The organism is Exiguobacterium sp. s129 (assembly GCF_018617585.1).
GTDB lineage: Bacteria > Bacillota > Bacilli > Exiguobacteriales > Exiguobacteriaceae > Exiguobacterium > Exiguobacterium aestuarii_A.
This window is the reverse complement of sequence record NZ_JACSKL010000001.1, coordinates 138,373-157,790: the sequence shown is the minus strand read 5'-3', so window position 1 is coordinate 157,790 and position 19,418 is coordinate 138,373. Positions and strand designations below refer to the sequence as shown.

General features: G+C 38.7%; 17 protein-coding genes. 15 read left to right on the top strand and 2 right to left on the bottom strand.

The window, feature by feature from the left end; all coding sequences use genetic code 11:
* The first annotated feature begins 8 nt into the window (after positions 1–8).
* The 12 genes from KNO92_RS00670 to KNO92_RS00615 all read left to right on the top strand — a co-directional run bounded on the left by KNO92_RS00670 (position 9) and on the right by KNO92_RS00615 (position 13,581).
* Entirely contained in the window at positions 9–776 is a 768-nt protein-coding gene (locus KNO92_RS00670) for a tyrosine-protein phosphatase (protein ID WP_214759726.1), read from the top strand.
* A 219-nt stretch (positions 777–995) separates the two neighbouring features.
* Entirely contained in the window at positions 996–2,888 is a 1,893-nt protein-coding gene (locus tag KNO92_RS00665) for a polysaccharide biosynthesis protein (protein WP_285800678.1), read from the top strand.
* Between the two features lie 17 nt (positions 2,889–2,905).
* Positions 2,906–3,538: a sugar transferase gene (locus KNO92_RS00660; RefSeq protein WP_214759725.1), complete on the top strand. Its 633-nt coding sequence runs from the start codon at positions 2,906–2,908 to the stop codon at positions 3,536–3,538.
* A complete protein-coding gene (locus tag KNO92_RS00655; protein WP_214759724.1) occupies positions 3,535–4,407 on the top strand; it encodes an NAD-dependent epimerase/dehydratase family protein in 873 nt (290 codons plus the stop codon). The genes KNO92_RS00660 and KNO92_RS00655 overlap by 4 nt, the downstream gene beginning before the upstream one ends.
* A complete protein-coding gene (locus KNO92_RS00650; protein ID WP_214759723.1) occupies positions 4,400–5,491 on the top strand; it encodes a glycosyltransferase family 4 protein in 1,092 nt (363 codons plus the stop codon). Before KNO92_RS00655 ends, KNO92_RS00650 begins: the two co-directional genes overlap by 8 nt.
* Positions 5,488–6,825, top strand: coding sequence for a nucleotide sugar dehydrogenase (locus tag KNO92_RS00645; protein ID WP_214759721.1), 1,338 nt, complete (start codon positions 5,488–5,490; stop codon positions 6,823–6,825). Before KNO92_RS00650 ends, KNO92_RS00645 begins: the two co-directional genes overlap by 4 nt.
* Positions 6,826–6,836: 11 nt before the next feature.
* Complete coding sequence (locus KNO92_RS00640; protein WP_214759719.1) at positions 6,837–7,811, top strand: SDR family oxidoreductase; 975 nt, start codon at positions 6,837–6,839, stop codon at positions 7,809–7,811.
* A 2-nt stretch (positions 7,812–7,813) separates the two neighbouring features.
* The gene (locus tag KNO92_RS00635; protein WP_214759717.1) at positions 7,814–9,139 is read left to right on the top strand and encodes a phenylacetate--CoA ligase family protein; all 1,326 of its coding nucleotides are present in this window, start codon (positions 7,814–7,816) and stop codon (positions 9,137–9,139) included.
* Between the two features lie 12 nt (positions 9,140–9,151).
* Positions 9,152–10,288 carry a glycosyltransferase gene (locus KNO92_RS00630; protein ID WP_214759715.1) on the top strand — a complete coding sequence of 379 codons (1,137 nt, stop codon included), beginning with the start codon at positions 9,152–9,154 and terminating at the stop codon, positions 10,286–10,288.
* A gap of 29 nt (positions 10,289–10,317) precedes the next feature.
* On the top strand, positions 10,318–11,397 hold the full coding sequence (locus KNO92_RS00625) for an EpsG family protein (protein ID WP_214759713.1): 1,080 nt from the start codon (positions 10,318–10,320) through the stop codon (positions 11,395–11,397).
* 19 nt (positions 11,398–11,416) lie between these two features.
* Positions 11,417–12,292, top strand: coding sequence for a glycosyltransferase family 2 protein (locus KNO92_RS00620; protein WP_214759711.1), 876 nt, complete (start codon positions 11,417–11,419; stop codon positions 12,290–12,292).
* A gap of 5 nt (positions 12,293–12,297) precedes the next feature.
* On the top strand, positions 12,298–13,581 hold the full coding sequence (locus KNO92_RS00615; protein ID WP_214759708.1) for a lipopolysaccharide biosynthesis protein: 1,284 nt from the start codon (positions 12,298–12,300) through the stop codon (positions 13,579–13,581).
* Positions 13,582–14,411: 830 nt separating this feature from the next.
* Here the strand turns inward: KNO92_RS00615 and KNO92_RS00610 are convergent.
* Complete coding sequence (locus KNO92_RS00610; protein WP_214759705.1) at positions 14,412–15,317, bottom strand: tyrosine-type recombinase/integrase; 906 nt, start codon at positions 15,315–15,317, stop codon at positions 14,412–14,414.
* A 5-nt stretch (positions 15,318–15,322) separates the two neighbouring features.
* On the bottom strand, positions 15,323–15,775 hold the full coding sequence (locus tag KNO92_RS00605) for a sigma factor (RefSeq protein WP_214759702.1): 453 nt from the start codon (positions 15,773–15,775) through the stop codon (positions 15,323–15,325).
* Positions 15,776–16,466: 691 nt separating this feature from the next.
* On the opposite strand from KNO92_RS00605, the gene manA reads away from it, so the two are divergent.
* The 3 genes from manA to KNO92_RS00590 are packed head-to-tail and all read left to right on the top strand — an operon-like array spanning position 16,467 to position 19,259.
* Positions 16,467–17,405: a mannose-6-phosphate isomerase, class I gene (gene manA, locus KNO92_RS00600; RefSeq protein ID WP_214759699.1), complete on the top strand. Its 939-nt coding sequence runs from the start codon at positions 16,467–16,469 to the stop codon at positions 17,403–17,405.
* Positions 17,406–17,437: 32 nt separating this feature from the next.
* Positions 17,438–18,322, top strand: a complete 885-nt coding sequence (locus KNO92_RS00595) for an ROK family protein (RefSeq protein ID WP_214759696.1) — start codon at positions 17,438–17,440, stop codon at positions 18,320–18,322.
* Complete coding sequence (locus tag KNO92_RS00590) at positions 18,309–19,259, top strand: acetylxylan esterase (RefSeq protein WP_214759694.1); 951 nt, start codon at positions 18,309–18,311, stop codon at positions 19,257–19,259. The genes KNO92_RS00595 and KNO92_RS00590 overlap by 14 nt, the downstream gene beginning before the upstream one ends.
* Positions 19,260–19,418: the final 159 nt, after the last annotated feature.

Here is a 19,418-nt window from a genome sequence, read left to right as displayed (position 1 = left end):
ATCACGCCATGATTGATATCCATTGTCATCTTCTCCCGGCCGTCGATGACGGTCCGGGAACGGTCGAACAAACAATCGAGATGGCGAGACGCGCTGTAGAGGAAGGGGTGACCGCAATCGTGGTCACCCCCCACGCGTTTCACCCTCAATTTGAAACGGAAGACTTGAATGTCCAAGAAGCCGCAGCGACGCTTCAAAACGTCTTACATCAAGAAGGAGTCAAGCTTGACATTTATCCAGGTCAAGAGATCCGTGTGTTTGGTGATCTCGTTCAAGCGCTAGAAGACGGGGAAGCCCTCTCACTTGCCGGATCACGCTACGTCCTCGTCGAGTTTCCGAGCGATACGGTCCCGGCATATGCCGAACAACTATTCTTCCGTTTACAGGCAGAAGGCTATACACCTGTCATCGCTCACCCAGAACGGAACAAGGAACTCGCAACCAATCCGAAACGATTGATGGACTTCGTTTCATCAGGCGCCTTGTCACAAGTGACGACGAGTAGCCTGACAGGGGAGTTTGGTCAAAATGTGAAAGAGATTGCATTTGTATTTTTACGGAATGGATTGAGCCAACTTGTCGCTTCAGATGCACATAGTACAGGACGGCGTACGTTTTACTGGGAAGCCGCAAGACAAGCGGTGGCGGAAGAACTAGGAGCGGGACGTTGGGAGACGTTGACGGAGAACGCAGAAGCGGTCGTGAAAGATGAGTTTGTCTTTGTTGATCCACCAATCCTTCCGACAAAGAACTGGCGAGGGAAATGGAAGAAGTAAATGCCCTATTTTTACATAATATGTTGACAATTAATTACTATTATGATTTTTGTCGACACTTGTCGAACGAAAATAGGTTTTAATTCCCTTTCCTTGGTTTTTTCATTAGGTCAAAAGTGTTAACCTTAGAATATATTTTAGTAAGGATGTTAAAAGCATCCTTTTTTCTATAATTGACCAAATTAGACAAACATTTAAATTCTTAAGGAGGGATAATCATTGTCGATACCTGATTTAGGTCGTAAGTCGTTACGTACAGGTGTACTTGTCAGTTTAGATATGTTCGCTATTCTATCAGCCATGTTCATCTCTTATTTTTTCCTGTATCCATTAGAATTTATTCAAAACATCGATCGCAATCATTTTATCGAAACAGCCATTTCATATAGTGCCATCTTCATTATCATGGCAGGTATCAGTCGCTTGTATCGAGTTGCTTGGCGGTTTGCGAGCATGACAGAAGCAGTTCGTTTGGCGATGACACTCGCCTCGAGCACTCTCCTGTTATACATACTTCAATTCGCTGTTTACGGTGAAGCGATGGAGCGGATGCTGTTCTTAAGCTTTTGTCTCTCGTTACTCATGTTAGGTGGAATTCGTCTCGGTTCTCGTATTTACGTAACGTGGAAACAAGATCAAATGCCTATTTTACGAGGGCGAAAGTTAAAGCGAAGAAAAGACGAAAAGCGAACGCTCATCATTGGAGCCGGTCAGGCTGGGCGGATGTTAGTTCGTCAGATGAAGCATTCTAATAATCACCGAATGAATCCGATCGGGTTTATAGATGATAATAAGCATCTTCAAACATTAACAGTGAATGACGTAAAAGTCCTTGGGACGCTCGAACAACTTGAGGAAGTTGTCGAGAATGAAGCTATCGATAAAATCGTATTTGCGATCCCGTCCATGAGTTACCAAGAACGAGTTTCACTGATTCAACGTGCGAAGAAGGTTTGCACGAATGTACACACGCTTCCGATGATTGAAGAAGTGGCCGCGGGTAAAATCTCTGTCAATCAAATGCGCGAAGTATCCATCGAAGACCTCCTCGGCCGCGAACCGGTCGAGTTAGATATTACAGGTATTCAGGCAGAGGTCGAAGGGAAGACGGTTTTGGTGACAGGTGCTGGTGGATCGATTGGATCCGAAATCTGTCGCCAAATCTTAAAGTTCAACCCGGATTGCTTGTTATTACTCGGTCATGGTGAGAACAGTATTTATCTCATTGAACGTGAACTACGCGAATCGAAGATTCAAGCTGAACTGATTCCAGTTATCGCAGATATTCAAGACGCGGAGCGTTTGCGAGAAGTGTTTGTGACCTACACACCGCATCTCGTTTTCCACGCAGCAGCTCATAAACATGTTCCTTTAATGGAAGCAAACCCGCACGAAGCGGTGAAAAACAATATTTATGGAACGAAGAATGTGGCGGAGATGGCCGATGAGTATGGTGCCTCGCGCTTCGTGATGATTTCTACGGATAAAGCTGTCAACCCGACGAACGTCATGGGCTCGACAAAACGGATCGCCGAGATGGTCGTCCAGCACCTAGCGAAATCAAGTGAAACGAAGTATGCAATTGTTCGATTCGGAAATGTGTTAGGTAGTCGTGGATCAGTCATCCCATTATTTAAATCACAGATTGCTAAAGGCGGTCCCGTTACGGTGACGCATCCAGATATGACGCGCTATTTCATGACGATACCAGAGGCGAGTCGACTCGTCATTCAAGCGGGAACACTCGCCAATGGTGGGGAAGTGTTCGTCTTGGATATGGGAGAACCAGTGAAGATTGTCGACTTAGCACGTAATATGATTCAACTGAGTGGTTTCACAGAAGAACAGATTGCGATTCGATTCAGTGGTATTCGTCCTGGAGAGAAGATGTATGAGGAGTTGTTGAAGGAAGGCGAAGTTCATCCAGAAGCAGTGTATCCAAAAATCTTCACAGGAATCGTCACAGAAGAACCAGATTTACATGGCAAGCTAGAAAATATGAATCAATTGATGACGGACGAGGCATTAAGTCTATACCTTGTGAACTGGGCGAATGATTGTCTTGATCGATTTGAACAAGAGAAAACAGCTAACTACAAAGAAACCGTCTAACCTATGGAGAGTGAACAATGACATATATCGAGCAGAAACGAAAAATTGATTTCATTTTGGCATTGACTGGTTTGATTGTCTTATCGCCTTTATTTATCGGAATTATGATTGCTATCAAACTCGAATCAAAAGGACCAGTCTTCTTTAAACAAAAACGTGTTGGAATTCATCAATCGCACTTCAACATTTTAAAGTTCCGTACAATGCGAATTGATACACCGAAAGATACGCCAACGCATCTCTTGGCTGATCCAGATCAATATATTACTAAGATCGGTAAGTTTTTACGTAAAACGAGCCTTGATGAGTTACCGCAAATTATCAATATTCTAAAAGGTGAGATGGCAATTATCGGACCACGTCCAGCGTTATGGAATCAATATGATTTGATTGAAGAACGAGAAAAGTATCAAGCGAACAGTGTACTGCCAGGATTGACAGGTTGGGCGCAAATCAATGGAAGGGATGAACTACCCATTGAATATAAAGCTCAACTCGATGGAGAGTACATTAAAAAAATGACGTTTCGGATGGATGTCCGATGCTTTATTGGAACAATCTTTAGTGTACTGAAAAGTCACGGAGTGGTTGAAGGTGGAACAGGGATGATGAGTAAAGAAATTGCTTCTACAAAAGAGAATGAAAAATGAAAAGAGTATTAATTACAGGACGAAATAGTTATGTCGGGAATTCATTTAGACAATGGATTAGTAAAAATCACTCATCATCTATTCGAGTAGACAGTATTTCTGTTCGTGATGATAGTTGGAACGATATACAGTTTTCAAATTATGATGCCGTCCTACATGTCGCTGGAATAGCTCATGTACCTTCCAATGACAATATGAAAGCTCTTTATGAAGAAGTAAACACAAAACTCCCTTACAAAATTGCTGAAAAGGCAAAACAGGAGGGTGTTAAGCAGTTTATTTTTATGAGCAGCATGATTATTTTTGGAAATGGCGATATTAATAATCGATTGATTGATGAGTATACTTCACCGAAACCTATTGATATTTATGGTGAAAGTAAATTGAATGCAGAAAAATTGTTGAATCAACTAGAAGATTCAAACTTTCATCTTGCTATCGTGAGACCGCCAATGGTTTATGGCCCAAAGTCAAAAGGGAATTTTCCTTTGTTGCTGAAGTTTGCAAATCAAGTACCATTTTTCCCAGCGTATTCTAATGAGCGAAGTATGATTTTTATTGATAATTTAACGGAGTGTCTCACACAGATCATTTTAACTGAATTTTCAGGAATGGTGCATCCTCAGAACCCTCAGTACATGAATACGAAAGACATCATTAAATGGATTCGTGATTATCAGAACAAGCAAACATTCTCGGTACGTTTTATAAATCCTTTAATTACTCTTGGTATCAAAAAGAGTAGAACACTTCAAAAAATATTTGGAGATTTTGCTTATCACCAAAAGCTTAGTGAACTCCCGTTTGAATACCAAATTGTAGACTCGCAAGAATCAATAAGACAGGTAGTAGAAAAAACTTATGAATAAAAACGTATTAATTTTAGTCAACCATGAAGTCGTTATTTATAATTTCCGCAAAGAATTAGTAGATAAGTTAATTAAAGAAGGTCATCGTGTCACAATTTCATGTCCTGATGGTCCAAAGTTGGAAGAGTTAGCCTATATGGGATGTCACATCATTCAACAACCGATTGATCGCCGTAGTATCAACCCAGTAAAAGATGCCAAACTTCTCTTTGATTATCTAAGAACAATGTTAAAGATTCAGCCCGACGTTGTATTAACATATACGATTAAGCCAAATGTGTATGGTGGAATAATTGCTTCTTTACTTAAGATTCCTTTTGTTTCAACAATTACGGGGTTAGGTTCGGCACTTCATAAAGAATCCTTTTCAAAAAAAATAATGATTGGGTTGTATAAAATCTCGCTGAAAAAAGCAACGACAATCTTTATTCAAAATAAAAGTAATTTCACCTTCTTAATCGAGAATGGGTTTAACGAAACTCAACTCCAACTTGTATCTGGCTCTGGGGTCAATCTAAAAGAATTTGAGATGCGACCTTATCCAAGCTTAGAAACACCAATTCAAATCTTGTATATTGGCCGAGTGATGAAAGAAAAAGGTGTATATGAGTTAATCTCAGCTGCTAAATTACTACATGAAAAGGGATATCAAGTTGAGTTTAAACTTGCTGGATTTTTGGATGATGGTTTTCAGATGAGCGATGACCACGTACCCGAAAATGTGAAACTAGTTGGTGCAGTCAAGGATGTAAGGGGAAGTATTGAATCTTCACATGCCATTATTCTTCCGTCATATCATGAAGGAATGTCGAATGCACTGCTTGAGGCAGCTGCTACAGGAAGACCATTGTTGGCTTCTGACATCCCCGGGTGTAATGAAATTATAGATGATGAGTTAAACGGATACGTTTTTGATGTCAAATCTACTGAAAGTATAGTAGAGACAACAGAGAAATTCCTCCAATTACCACATGAGCACAAAGTGTTAATGGGACAAGCTTCCCGCAATAAAGTAACGCTTGAATTTGATCGCGAAAAGATTGTCGATACATACTACAAGAGAATAATGGAGGTTTCTAAATGAACACACAAATTGTACATGAAGACTTATACCAACAGATTGTAACGAAGCAAGCCAATATATCTTTGATTGGACTCGGATATGTAGGAATGCCAATCGCGGTAGCATTCGCCAAGAAGATTAACGTGATTGGTTTCGACATTAGTAGTGAAAAAGTAGAATTGTATAAGAACGGAATTGATCCGACTAAAGAAGTTGGTAATGATGCAATCAAGCAAACTACCGTTGAATTTACTTCTAATGAAGAAGACTTACAAAAAGCAAAGTTTCACATTGTTGCAGTTCCTACTCCAGTTAATGCGGATCATACTCCTGATCTCCGCCCTATTCAAGGGGCTAGTCGAACACTTGGAAAGAATTTGACTAAAGGATCAATTGTAGTCTATGAGTCAACTGTTTACCCAGGTGTCACTGAAGATATTTGCGTTCCCATTCTTGAAGAAGAGTCGGGATTAAAATGTGGTGTTGATTTTAAAGTAGGTTACTCACCAGAACGAATTAATCCGGGTGATACAGTTCATCGTCTCGAAACAATCATTAAAGTGGTATCAGGTATGGATGAAGAGTCATTAGATATCATTGCAAAGGTATATGAGCTTGTAGTCGATGCTGGGGTATATAAAGCAGAATCGATTAAGGTTGCGGAAGCAGCAAAAGTCATTGAAAACTCTCAGCGAGATATCAATATCGCATTCATGAATGAATTGTCGATCATTTTTAATAAGATGGATATTGATACAAAAGCTGTTTTAAAAGCAGCGGGAACGAAATGGAACTTCTTAAACTTCTCTCCAGGTCTCGTTGGTGGACACTGTATTGGTGTAGATCCGTACTATCTCACTTACAAAGCTGAGCAATTAGGATATCGTTCTCAAATCATTTTGTCTGGTCGTCGTATCAACGATGACATGGGCAAATACGTTGTTGAGATTCTAATCAAAAACCTGATTAAAGCTAATGTTCCTGTTGCAAATGCGAAGGTTGCAATTTTAGGTTTTACATTTAAAGAAGATTGCCCAGATACACGAAATACACGCGTAATCGACATTGTAGAAGAGTTAAAAGAGTATGGTATTACTCCTGTGATTGCAGATCCAGTAGCAGATGCTGAAGAAGCCCATCATGAATATGGCATCATTTTCGATTCAATGGAAGATGTGAAAGATATGGATGCTGTCATCTTAGCAGTCGCACATAAAGAGTTCATGGAATTGTCTAATGAAGAAATTTCGGAATGGTTCAATCCTACGAATCCAAAGAAAGTACTTCTTGACATTAAGGGCGTACTTAACCGACATGATTATGAAACAGAACAATATAAATACTGGAGACTTTAAGGGAGATCATTATGGGATACGAAAATGTAAAGTTTGAAGAGAACGCATTGTTTTTAGTGACAGGTGGGGCCGGATTCATCGGCTCCAACCTTTGTGAAGCAATTTTGAATAAAGGATATCGTGTAAGATGTCTTGATAACTTATCAACCGGAAATCCGAAGCATGTTGAAATGTTTTTAGACAATGAGAAATATGAATTTATTGAAGGCGACATCAGAGATTTAGAAACCTGTCTTGATGCTTGCAACGGGGTAGATTATGTACTACACCAAGCTGCTTGGGGAAGCGTACCAAGAAGTATTGAAATGCCTTTGTTATATGAAGATATCAACATTAAAGGTACATTAAATATGCTAGAAGCGGCGCGACAAAATGAGGTGAAGAAATTTGTCTATGCGTCAAGCTCTTCTGTATATGGAGATGAGCCAACATTGCCGAAAGTTGAAGGAAGAGAAGGTAATGTACTATCTCCTTATGCATTAACTAAGAAAGTTAACGAAGAATATGCTCGATTATATAGCAATTTATATGGATTAGATACATACGGTTTAAGATACTTTAATGTATTTGGGCGTCGTCAAAATCCAGAAGGTGCTTATGCAGCTGTAATTCCGAAGTTTCTTAAACAATTATTGAATGATGAGGCTCCTTCGATAAATGGTGATGGGAAACAAAGTCGAGACTTTACCTACATCGAAAATGTAATCGAAGCAAATTTGAAGGCTTGCCAGACATCAAGTGAATTTGCGGGTAATGCATATAATATTGCTTACGGCGGTCAAGAATTTTTAATCGATGTTTATCAAATGTTAACTGAATCACTCGGGAAGAAAATTGATCCAATTTATCTACCAGAGAGAGCAGGGGACATAAAGCACAGTAACGCAGATGTATCAAAAGCACGAACAGAGATGGAGTATCAACCAGAGTATAGTTTTGAGCAAGGGATTTTGGAAGCAATTGAATGGTATAAGGAGAATCTTTAAATATGATCTTTCAAAAACTATATGAAATTTCTCCAATCTGGTTACAAAATGTTGGAGTTACATTAAAAGGTTATAAAAATAATAAAAGTAGATATGGAGAAGAATATTTTAATTATATAGAATTTTTAAAGTGGTTTGAAAAACTATCTCTAGAAAAAAAAATAGAAGTACAAAATGATATTTTAGAGAAATTTATCAATTATTCTGTCAACAAATCTAAATATTATAAAGGATATAAAGAAGCTAATTGTTTATCAGACTTTCCTATTATGGACAAAGAAGAATTACGAAAAAATATTAATTCAATCCATACTATAAGTGCAGAATCAGGGATAGAAAGTCATACTGGAGGAACTACTGGAAAATCTTTAATAGTTAGATTTTCTAAAGAAGATATGATGAGACGGATGGCAACCTTGGATTATTTTAAAATGAAAGCAGGATTCATTCATTTAAAGATGAAAAGAGCTACTTTCAATGGGAAACATATCGTTCCTCAGAACCAAACAAAAAAAGTTTTTTGGAGATATAATCATGCATGTAAACAAATGATTTTTTCTTCGTTTCATTTAAGTAGTGAAAATATGATTTATTACATAAATTCTTTAAATAAGTTTAAACCCGATTCAATCGATGGTTTTTTCACTTCTATATACGAAGTTGCAAAATATATAGAGCTAAACAACATCGTATTAAATTTTAAACCAATAGCTATTTTCCCTACATCAGAAACAATTTCTGATGAGGGGAGAGAATTAGTGGAGAGGGTTTTTCAGTGTAAAGTCTATAATCAATATGCTTCAAGTGAAGGTGCGCCTTTTATTACAGAGTGCGATAAAGGTGGACTTCATATTGAACTTGCATCTGGAGTTTTTGAAATGGTAGAAAATGATGAAGTACTAGTTACTAGCTTCACTACTCATGGAACTCCTCTAATAAGATATCAAATAGGCGATCAAATTTCATTGAATCATAATACTAAATGTGAATGTGGAGTTGAAACACTTTTAGCTAAAGAGATAAAAGGTAGGAAACTCGATTATCTTCTAAAAGCTGACGGTACAAAAATTAATTCTGCAAACATTGCGAATGCTTTTAAGAATTTACCGAATGTCATTATCCAATCTCAAGTGATTCAACTAAAAGAAAATTTAATATCAGTGAAAATAGTAGTTGATAAAAAGAATTATGACTTACGATTTAACTCGATTTTAGAAAAAGAGTTCAAAGATAAATTTGGAAAAGAAATGGTTGTGATGATTGAACAAGTTGATAATATCCCACGTGAAAAAAGTGGAAAACATTTATTTATTAAAAATATGCTATAAGAAGGATGAGAAATGAGTAAATCACCAGTTAGAGTTCTTAGAATAGTTGCAGTATTGAATCGAGGTGGGATTGAGTCCCAAATCATGAATATGTACAGAGAAATTGACAAAGAAAAATATCAATTTGACTTTTTAGTAACAAGAAATGAAAAGGGTATATTTGAAGACGAAATCATAAGTATGGGAGGGAGAATTCATCATATTCCTGGGGTTAAAGAAGTTGGTCTTTTTAAATTCATAAAACATATCCACAATTTTTTTAAGGAAAATAAGCAATATAAAATAGTGCATTGTCATATGAATACTTGGAGTGGATTGATTTTAAACGTTGCAAAATTAAATAAAATTCAGGTAAGAATTGCACACAGTCATTCAGCAAATCAGAATAAAAAGGAAAGTAGTTTTTTGTCTACATCTGAAATGCTTTTTAAGAATATTATGAAACGAGGGATATTAAAAGGAGCTACACATTTATTTGCAGTTGGAAAAGCCTCTGCTGCTTGGCTGTATGGAGAGCAGAATGAAGTTACCATTCTGCCAAACGCAAAAAATATTCAGACTTTTGAGTTTGATCAAAAGCATAGAGCATTTTTAAGACACGAATTTGGAATTGCAGATGATGATGTAATGATTGGGCAAGTGGGATCTTTCTCCCATGTGAAAAATCATGAATTCTCCGTTGAATTAATGAATAAATTAATTTTAAAAAAGAAAAACGTGAAGTTATTTTTAATTGGAAGTGGTGTACTAGAAGAAAAAATAAAAAGTAAAGTAAATGAATTTGGACTTCAAGATAATATAATCTTTTTGGGTGATAGAAACGATGTAAACAAAATAATGAGTGCTTTGGATATTTTAATTTTACCTTCGTTTTTTGAGGGAATGCCAAACGTTATAATTGAAGCACAAATTGCTTCACTCTTATCTCTTGTGTCTAATACGGTTTCTTCGGAAATAGATTTTGGGGTAAATAAAGTTATCTTTGAAGAATTAAACGTTGATAAATGGGTGAGTATTATAGAAAAACAAATTGGAATGAGAGAAATAATCGATTTAAACACTATCAGACAAAAGGGATATGATCTGAAAGAACAAGTAATGTGGCATGAGAATTTTTATGCACGAGTACTTGAGAATCTGGAAACGTAAAAACTAAACACAGAGAGGTATTTAAAAAGTTGATCTATTTAGTACAATACTTTTTTATTTTTCTACTTATTGTATTTACTTCCATCATTAGAAGTAAGATAAAGATAAAAATAGACTTGTTGAGTTTTAGTAAAAAAACTAATCATATTGATTACATATTATTCGCATCTCTAATTTTATCAATTTTCTCTGTCCACCTTTCCACTTCTGGTTTATTAGTTGATGCTAATCGATATGTATGGAATTTTTTATATCGATATCCTAGTTATAACGAAGAGATGATTTTCTCATCCGGCACAGAAGGTGGATTTTTAATTTTAAATCAAATTATATATTACTTTACAAATAACAGTGATTGGTTATTCTTTTTAGTTGCCATCTTTGTGAATTTTTTCAGTATTTATGTCCTGACAAAAATGAATAGTAATATTGTGCTAGTGCTACTATTATATCTTGGCAGTTCGTATTTTATTTATTCAACATTTTTATTAAGGCAAATAATCGCAGTGACAATTATAAATTTAGCATTTTTAGCATATCTCCAATCAAAAAAAGCAATATGTGGTATTTTAAGTTTTATTGCAATACTATTTCATACAACTGCAATTATTATTCTGCCTTTTTATTTCTTAGTTGCAAAAACTAAATCAATGAAAAATTATGTATATAGTATTATATTTATTATTTTAATTTTTTTAACAGTACAAGGTTTTTTTGATAATGTTATCCAAAGCATCGACTATCTAGATAGATTTATTGAAACTGAATCATCATTTGATGGTTCAATCCTGGCTCCATTAAAAGGAATTCCTTTTTATATATTGAGTCTGTTCTCATTACTCAATAGAGACAAGCTATTAAAAAGAAATTCTTTCGCTGATTTCTATATTCTTAGTTCGATAATTTACTCTATTTGTTGGTTGTTAACATTTGAAATGTATTGGGCTTTTCGATTAGGTTTGTACTTTCTAATTCCTACATTGGCTCTCATACCACTATCGATTAGTATAATTAATAATAAGAAAGAAAGATTGGTAATGTACGCATTTTTAATTATATTCATTGGTACACTCACATTTCGTCAACTAGTAAACTTATTTATTCAATAAGATCAGAGAGGTAACTCATATGTTTTTAACTATATTAACACCGACATACAATAGAGAGAAAACATTGTTTCGTCTGTATGAGAGTCTGTGTAAGCAAAATAATAAAAGGTTTACATGGCTTGTAGTAGACGATGGGAGTACAGATTGTACAAGAGAGTTAATTGAAGAATTTATAGGTGAAAAGAAGATAGACATTAAATATATATTGAAATCAAACGGAGGTAAACACACTGCAGTTAATACAGGGCTACTTGAGATTAACACACCATTAGTATTTATTGTAGACAGTGATGACAGGATAGTTGAGGATGCAGTAGAGACTATTTTTAATATATGGAAAGAAAATAAAAAAAACTCCTCAATTAGTTCTTTCTGGTTCCTTCAAAAAAATGAAGACGATATGATCATAGGAGATAAGTTTAAGGATGATAATTTTATTTCTAATTATCTTGAAGTTCTAATAAATAGTGAAGTTAAAGGAGACAAAAAATCTGTTTATTTAACTGACATTCGCAAACAGTATCTGTTTCCTGAATTTAAAAATGAACGCTTTATGGGTGAGGGTTATATTCATAAGAAAATTGGAGAAAATTATGAGGCGGTATTCATAAACAAACCTATTTACATTAGTGAATATTTAGAGGATGGTCTTACTAAAGCGGGAAGACAGATGAGATTAGGCAATCCTAAAGGAGGAATCGTAATTTCCAACGAATTTCTAAAAGGGAATGTAAAACTAAAAGTAAAGATAAAGAAAGCTCTTTTATATACTGTGTACTCCCTAATCGATGATAGAAAAATATATAAAATACTCAAAGATGCCAATAATCGTACCTTAGTTACGCTGTTGTTTCCGATGTCCTTACTAATATACTATAAATGGAAGGAAAAATAATTTTAATGTTGAAAAAAATTTCATTTGTATATGGTAGCAATTTAATACTGGGAATACTAGGAATAATCTCAGTCCCTATTTTATTAAATAATCTAGGTTTAGAGTCCTATGGAGTATATGCTATATATTTAATGTTAGGTTCTTACTTTGCTATTTTTGAACTCGGAGTTATAAAACATATAACAAGGTTAATAATTTTAGAGGATGAGGAAATTAGTCAAACTATCAGTACTTTTTATGTAGGAACTATAATGTTTATTATTTTTTTCACTCCTTTTATATTTTTAATAATCACCTATATTTTAAATGGTGATGATAGTTTAGCATTGTTAGTTACTATGTTTTCTGTTCTTGAATATATATTTTTCCTCCCCACGAAAATTAATATTGCCTATTCCAAAGCTAGAAAAAAATTCGAGAAAATAAGTGTTTTTAATTTATACTCCGGTTTTTTTCGATACGCGGTACTTATAATAGGATCATATTTATTTGAAGAAATAGCTATAATATTATTTCTGTTAATGATAAGAAGATTATTGGATATTAAATTATCAAGGAAAATTTTAAATGAATCAAACGGTGTATTCAAAATAAAAAAAATTAACAAAAAACAGTTTAGTTATGTCTTAAATATTTATAAGGAGTCTATTTTTTTATCGGCTACTCAAATAATGCAAATAAACTTTAGTGGATTAGTTATAATGATTATTTCAAAAAGATATGGAGTGGAAACTTTAGGTTTATTCAGAAGTACATTCGACATACTTTCAAAAGTTTGGTTCATTTCAAACGGTTTAGGTACAGTTGTTTTTCCTTATTTCGCTAGTGAAAAATTTAAAATGACTAATGGTTATTATTTTTTAGTAAGTTGGCTTTTTTATTCATTTGTAGCGGTGATTTTATATCAATCTCTACCCTTTGTTAATGAAAATCTATTAAATGGAGAACTAAATTTATTTGAAGATAGTCTATTATATGTATGTATTAGTGCAGTAGTTCTTTTGACCGCTCAATTTAATTTAAGTTATGAATTTTTACAAGCAAAAGGAAGATATAAACTACTTTTTTCTATCTCGCTATTTGTTTCAATACTATTTGTAATTCTTAGTTCAATAGTCGCTGTCTTAAATCTGAATTTAAATTATCTTGTTAGTTCATGGGCTTTATGCCTTTTTATACAAACAGTTGGGTTTGAATTCTATACACTTGATAAAAACCCAAAGTACCTTATCTATATAATTTGTTTTAGTGTTTCGTGTATAATTTTGTCAATAAGTTGGATGAATTAAAATAACTTGATTTTTTTGAAGGTATAATTGATTCGATTCGATAATGATAAGGAAAAAGTCTATAACAAGATTGATTCTTAAGCAATGTCAGTGAACCGCTACGAGAGACAATTCTCAGAGATTCACGTTCTTTCTTATGTTATCGATGAGCGGAACGTACCTCGAAATTGTGAAATAGGGACTGAATTCTAAGAAAATTAAAATTTTCAACACCTACATCTGCCACTTTAACTTCAACAGTCGATTCATGTTTCCTTATTCGTTGACCATTGTTTTACTCAAAAACGGTTTTTAGCTAGAATTATCTAAATATTATGTTTGAGATGATTCACAAAATACTTTAATGTGAGATATGCCATGACCTGCGAATTAATAATTAACGCAAAAAAAACTTCGCTTCACATTCACAAGTTACTTCTCAAAAAAATTGATTGTCACAAAATGAGAGCATAATCGACTATTATATACGATATATAAACGATGTCATGCAATCTGATCATAAACGGTTATCAGAATAGACAACAAACTTTCTTCCTTGATATAAAAAATCTGAAGCTCACGAAAAGTCTCCAAATGTCACATAATCAGTAACAGCTATCACCAAACAAATACTTGTAACCCAAACGTCTCAGATTGGCAATTGCCTCTAGAACGGATATTGATTTCGAACGCATTCTTTAAAATGTGCAAATAACGATTGATTAAGACTAGAGCAGACACTTCTTTCATGAGGAATGTCCGCTCTTTTACATTTTTAACTTTTTGATTACAAGGATACTTCATTTAATCACTAGGTGAAAAAAATCTCAAGTTGATCATTTTTTAGTTTTTTAGAAGTTGTTCGCCTCCCGATTCTTCTCATTCAACACTTCAATCGTTTCTTGATTCTGTTCTTTCGAGATGTGCAGATACAACTCGGTCGTCTCAGTTGAAGCATGTCCGAGTAACCGGCTGATTTTCGTAATTTTGACATCGGCGTTGTAGAGCTCGGTTGCAAAGCTGTGACGGAGGACGTGGCTCGTGATTCCGAATCCAAGCTGTTCCTCTGATACTTCCAAGAGATATTCATTCACATAGTTTGCGCGGACTTTTGAGCCGTTTGGCATGATGAACAAGTATCGCGAGTCCTTGTCTGATTTTGGCCGCTCGACCTGAATATAACGCTCTAACGATTTTCGGATGCGTTCGGTCATCGGCACTTCCCGCATTTTATTCCCTTTCCCGTGTCGAATGATGATGTCGTTCGACTCAAACGATACATCCTCGAGTTTTAAATCTAACGTCTCACTGATTCGGAATCCCGCATCGCAGCCAATCAAAAAGATGTTATACAATGTCGCGTTATGTGCATGATGTAGCAGTTGATTGACTTGTTCCCGACTTAAAATGATGGATTGCCGCTTTGCTTCGGCACCGGGTACGTTGACGAATATGAATGGATTACATGTGATCCATCCTCGTTTGACCGAGTAGGACATAAACGACTTGAGTACACTCACATATTTTTTAATCGTGTTGGTCGCTAGCTCTTCATCTACTAGTTTGTCTCGATAAGAGAACGCGTGTTCAGTTTCACCCACGTCTTTTAAGAAAATCACATTCGACTGCTGCATCATCTGTTCGAATCGACGTAACGTGTTCCGATACGTCTTCACTGTCTCAGGTGAGCGTTGTTGCCGCATCTCTACATCTTCCAAGTAACTTGTGATTGCTTCTTTGATTTGAATCGGTTCCATGTTGTTCACTCCTTCGAATATAACTCTTCTCGCAACTCACGTTGAACGTCGGCCTTATACGCGCGCAATCGGCTTGCGGAGTAGTCGAGCGTCTGTTCCGTGCCGTCAATCAGGTGACAGAGAAGTTCGAAGTGGCGTGGGGATAGGTTCTTTCGTTGTTCGTCGAGCCAGTCAAACAGATGACGCTCGGATGTCATACATTGTTCGGGGAGCCGTTCGGCCGCGACCTCATGTTTCAAGTGCCGTGCGTTCTTTTGTTGATGGTTCAAGATTGCCCCACGGATGCGCTGGAAGCAGTACGTCTTCGATAGCGTACAGCCTCGGTTCAATGCTTCCCATAAGGCGATGCGGGCAATTTGGACACAGTCGTCCTGCTCGTTCGGGTGGATGTTCAAGTGGCGGATGACGTAATGGATCATCGGCTCCCATTCTACGATTTGTTCGTCAATCGTTTTCATCTTCGATTCTTTTCCGAGCGCTCTTTCGTATTCCTAGGTTAGAGCGAGTATAAACGCTATTCCCCCCGCCTAGCGACCGCCCTTATCACACATAAGCCCAAGGGATATCTCCGATAACATGGGGATTAAGGTGACAGAGGCGTTAGGCATTGGTGTAACAACGACAGAAAGGAGAAGAATAGCGTTTCTTTCCTGATGGCGTTGTATTAACCAGGTGAAGCATTCGATGTGATCAATCAGTGGAATTTCGTAATGAAAAAATGCTTGTCACAATTGGAAATACTTGAAGATAAGTTCAATCGTGTTGCCGACAATCTTTGAAGCAAGGCGATATAGGATTGACGCTATATCTTTTATACTTAACGTATACAATCATCTTCGACTTTGATTAGGCGACCCGATATCACACTTTGGAAAATAAAATTTCCAAGACTGGTACGTGTTTATGTCCGTGATTAGCTATGAAAAAATAGAATTGTGAAATACCCAATTGAAGCGGGTAAAAGTACGATTGTGTGCCATGTCACTTAAAGAAATTCTGCTTTCTTAAAAAAAGATGTGCTATGATGTCTTTTGAAATGTATAGACCAATTTCATAAGCTTTATGAAGCAAGTTCAGAACTTCGATTTACAATCATTCAAGACGTTCACCTTTGAGCGATTTCTTGATGTGAAAATGGGGGAATGAATCATGATCTTAACATGCACACCAGTCTTTCAGGAACGACTTTGGGGAGGACGCAAGCTCGAGACCACGTTCGAGTATGACCTGCCGCAAGGGAACATCGGCGAGTGTTGGGGCATCTCGGCCCATCCGAACGGGATGAGCGTCGTCACTTCCGGCCAATTTGCAGGGCACACGCTCGCTGAACTGTGGGAGGAGAAGCGCGAGTTGTTTGGCGCGTACACGCTCGACAGCTTCCCGCTCCTCGTCAAACTGCTCGATGCGGCGGACGACTTGTCCGTCCAGGTCCATCCGAACGACGAGGAAGCAATGCGTCTAGAAGGAGAATCATACGGAAAGACGGAATGTTGGTACGTCGTCGAGGCCGAGCCGGGCGCGGAATTGATTCTCGGGCATACGGCGGAGACGAAAGAACAGTTGGCCGAAGCAATCGAACGCGGTGAGTGGGACACGTTGTTGCGTCGTCAACCGGTGAAGGCGGGCGATTTCATTTTCGTGCCGAGCGGGACGATCCATGCGATCGGGGAAGGAATCGTCATCCTCGAGACGCAACAGTCTTCAGACACGACGTATCGGGTATATGACTTTGACCGGACAGACGACGCAGGGAATGCACGTGAGCTCCATCTCGATCAAGCGATTGAAGTGACGACGGTACCGGATACACCGACAATCGTCCATCCGAAGACGAAAGACGTGACGGGCGGTACGGTTCAAACATTGATCGAGACGGACGAGTTCAACGTCTATCGAATGGACGTCACAGACGGATTCGTGCTCAGACCACTAGACCGCTTCCGTCTCATCAGTGTATTGAACGGAGAGGGGACGTTGGACGGGGTCCCGCTCGAGAAGGGCGACCATCTCGTCGTGACGGTGAGCGACAAACCGCGCGTCGTGGCGGGTAGCATGGAGTTAATTGTAAGCGATTGCAATCTAAAGTGAGTAGGAAACCACACTAGAAAGGAGAGCTACATATGTTTGGAGCGATTGAATTGGGAGGAACGAAAATCGTCTGTGGCATCGGGACGGAGACAGGGGACGTCATCCGTCACGCATCCATCCCGACGACGGACCCGGAAGAGACGATGGCAAACGTGTTCGAGTTCTTTGAAGGAGAAACGATCGAGGCGCTCGGCGTCGGCACGTTCGGTCCGGTCGACTTGAATCCGTCGAGTGAGACGTATGGATGCATCACGACGACACCGAAAATAAAGTGGGCGAACTATCCACTCTATGACGTGTTGAAGGCACATTTTCAAGTTCCAATCGTGCTCGATACCGACGTGAACGGAGCGGCATTCGGGGAGATGACGTTTGGCGGGGCGACGGATGTCTCGAGTTGTCTCTACATGACGGTCGGTACCGGAATCGGAGCGGGTGCCGTGATTGACGGGGAACTCGTCCACGGGATGGGGCATCCGGAGATGGGACACATGATGGTCCGTCGTCACCCGGATGATCTGTCGAACGGCGTCTGTCCGTATCACGGAGACTGTCTTGAAGGATTGGCATCCGGTCCTGCCATCGAGGCGAGACATGGCAAGAAGGCGCACTTGCTCGACCCAAGCGACCCGGCGTGGGATATCGAGGCGGATTATTTGGCACAGGCGCTCGTCAACATCGCCCTCATTCTCGCCCCGGAGCGGATGATTCTCGGCGGTGGTGTCATGAAGCAGTCGCACCTGTTCCCGAAAGTGCGTGAAGCGTTTCGACAGAAGATGAACGGCTATATTCAAAATCCGTATGTGAATGAGTTAGAGACGTATATCGTCCCACCGACACTCGGTGATTTCGCCGGATTAAAGGGAGCGCTCGCCCTCGCCATCAAGAAAGGAGATGTCGTCCATGCCGGGCGTTGATGTGTCGGTCCGTGAGTTAGAGGCTTACCGCTCGAGTGTCACGATGCCGGACGACTTTGATCGATTCTGGGAGCGAGAACTCGAGACATTACGAGAGATTCCGATGCAGATTGAGCGGAATCCGATCCCCGCTTACGTCCGAAACGTCGAGATGGAAGACATCCGTTACTTGTCGCATGGGGCGCTCGTACATAAGGCGACGTTCATCAAACCGACAACGATTGACCACTCGCTTCCCGTCGTCGTCCTCTATCACGGGTATAACTGGAATACGCATGAACCTCACATCGCCATGAAGTATGTCGTACAAGGGATGGCCGTGCTGCTCGTCGAGACACGAGACCAAGGAATGGACCCGGAGCAGTCGTTGCTCATGCCTCTCGGTGGTGCAGCCGGATGGATGACGCGAGGGATTTTCAAGAAAGAGACGTATTATTATACGCGGGTCATGCTGGACGCGGTCCGTGCGCTCGATGTCGCCCTCATGCTGTCAGGTGCGAAATCAGCGATCGTCGAAGGGGGGAGCCAGGGTGGTGGCATCGCCCTCGGAGTCAGCGCCTTGCATCCGAAAGTGAAGGCTGCCTTGGTCGACATCCCATTCCTTTGTGATATGCCACGAGGGGTCGAGCTCGCGACGGACGGTCCGTACTTAGAAATCTCGCACTACTTCAAAGTACACGATCCTCTTCACGAGTCGGAAGCGAGATTGTACGACACGCTTCGTTATGTCGACGGGATTAATTTTGCGAGACGCATCACCTGTCCCGTCATGGTCGGGGTCGGTCTCTTAGATGAGGTCTGCCCTCCGTCGACAGGATATGCGTTGTTCCGTGAACTTTCCGGTGAGAAGGCGTTCCGTGTCTATCCGGAATATGGACACGGCCTCTCGAGCCGCCACGAGGAAGAAAAACTGAAGTTCATCGCCCCGTTATTGTGAGTACTCCGTCATTTTGACGGAGTTTTTTTCATTCTGGGTGAACAAGTCAGACTTCATTGACATATTGGGACGAAGGAACTAGTTATTCATGCAGACAAACGTAAGACGGGATGCTCTATTCTTAAAATGAAAATAATTTTCAATAAATTCCATAAAAGT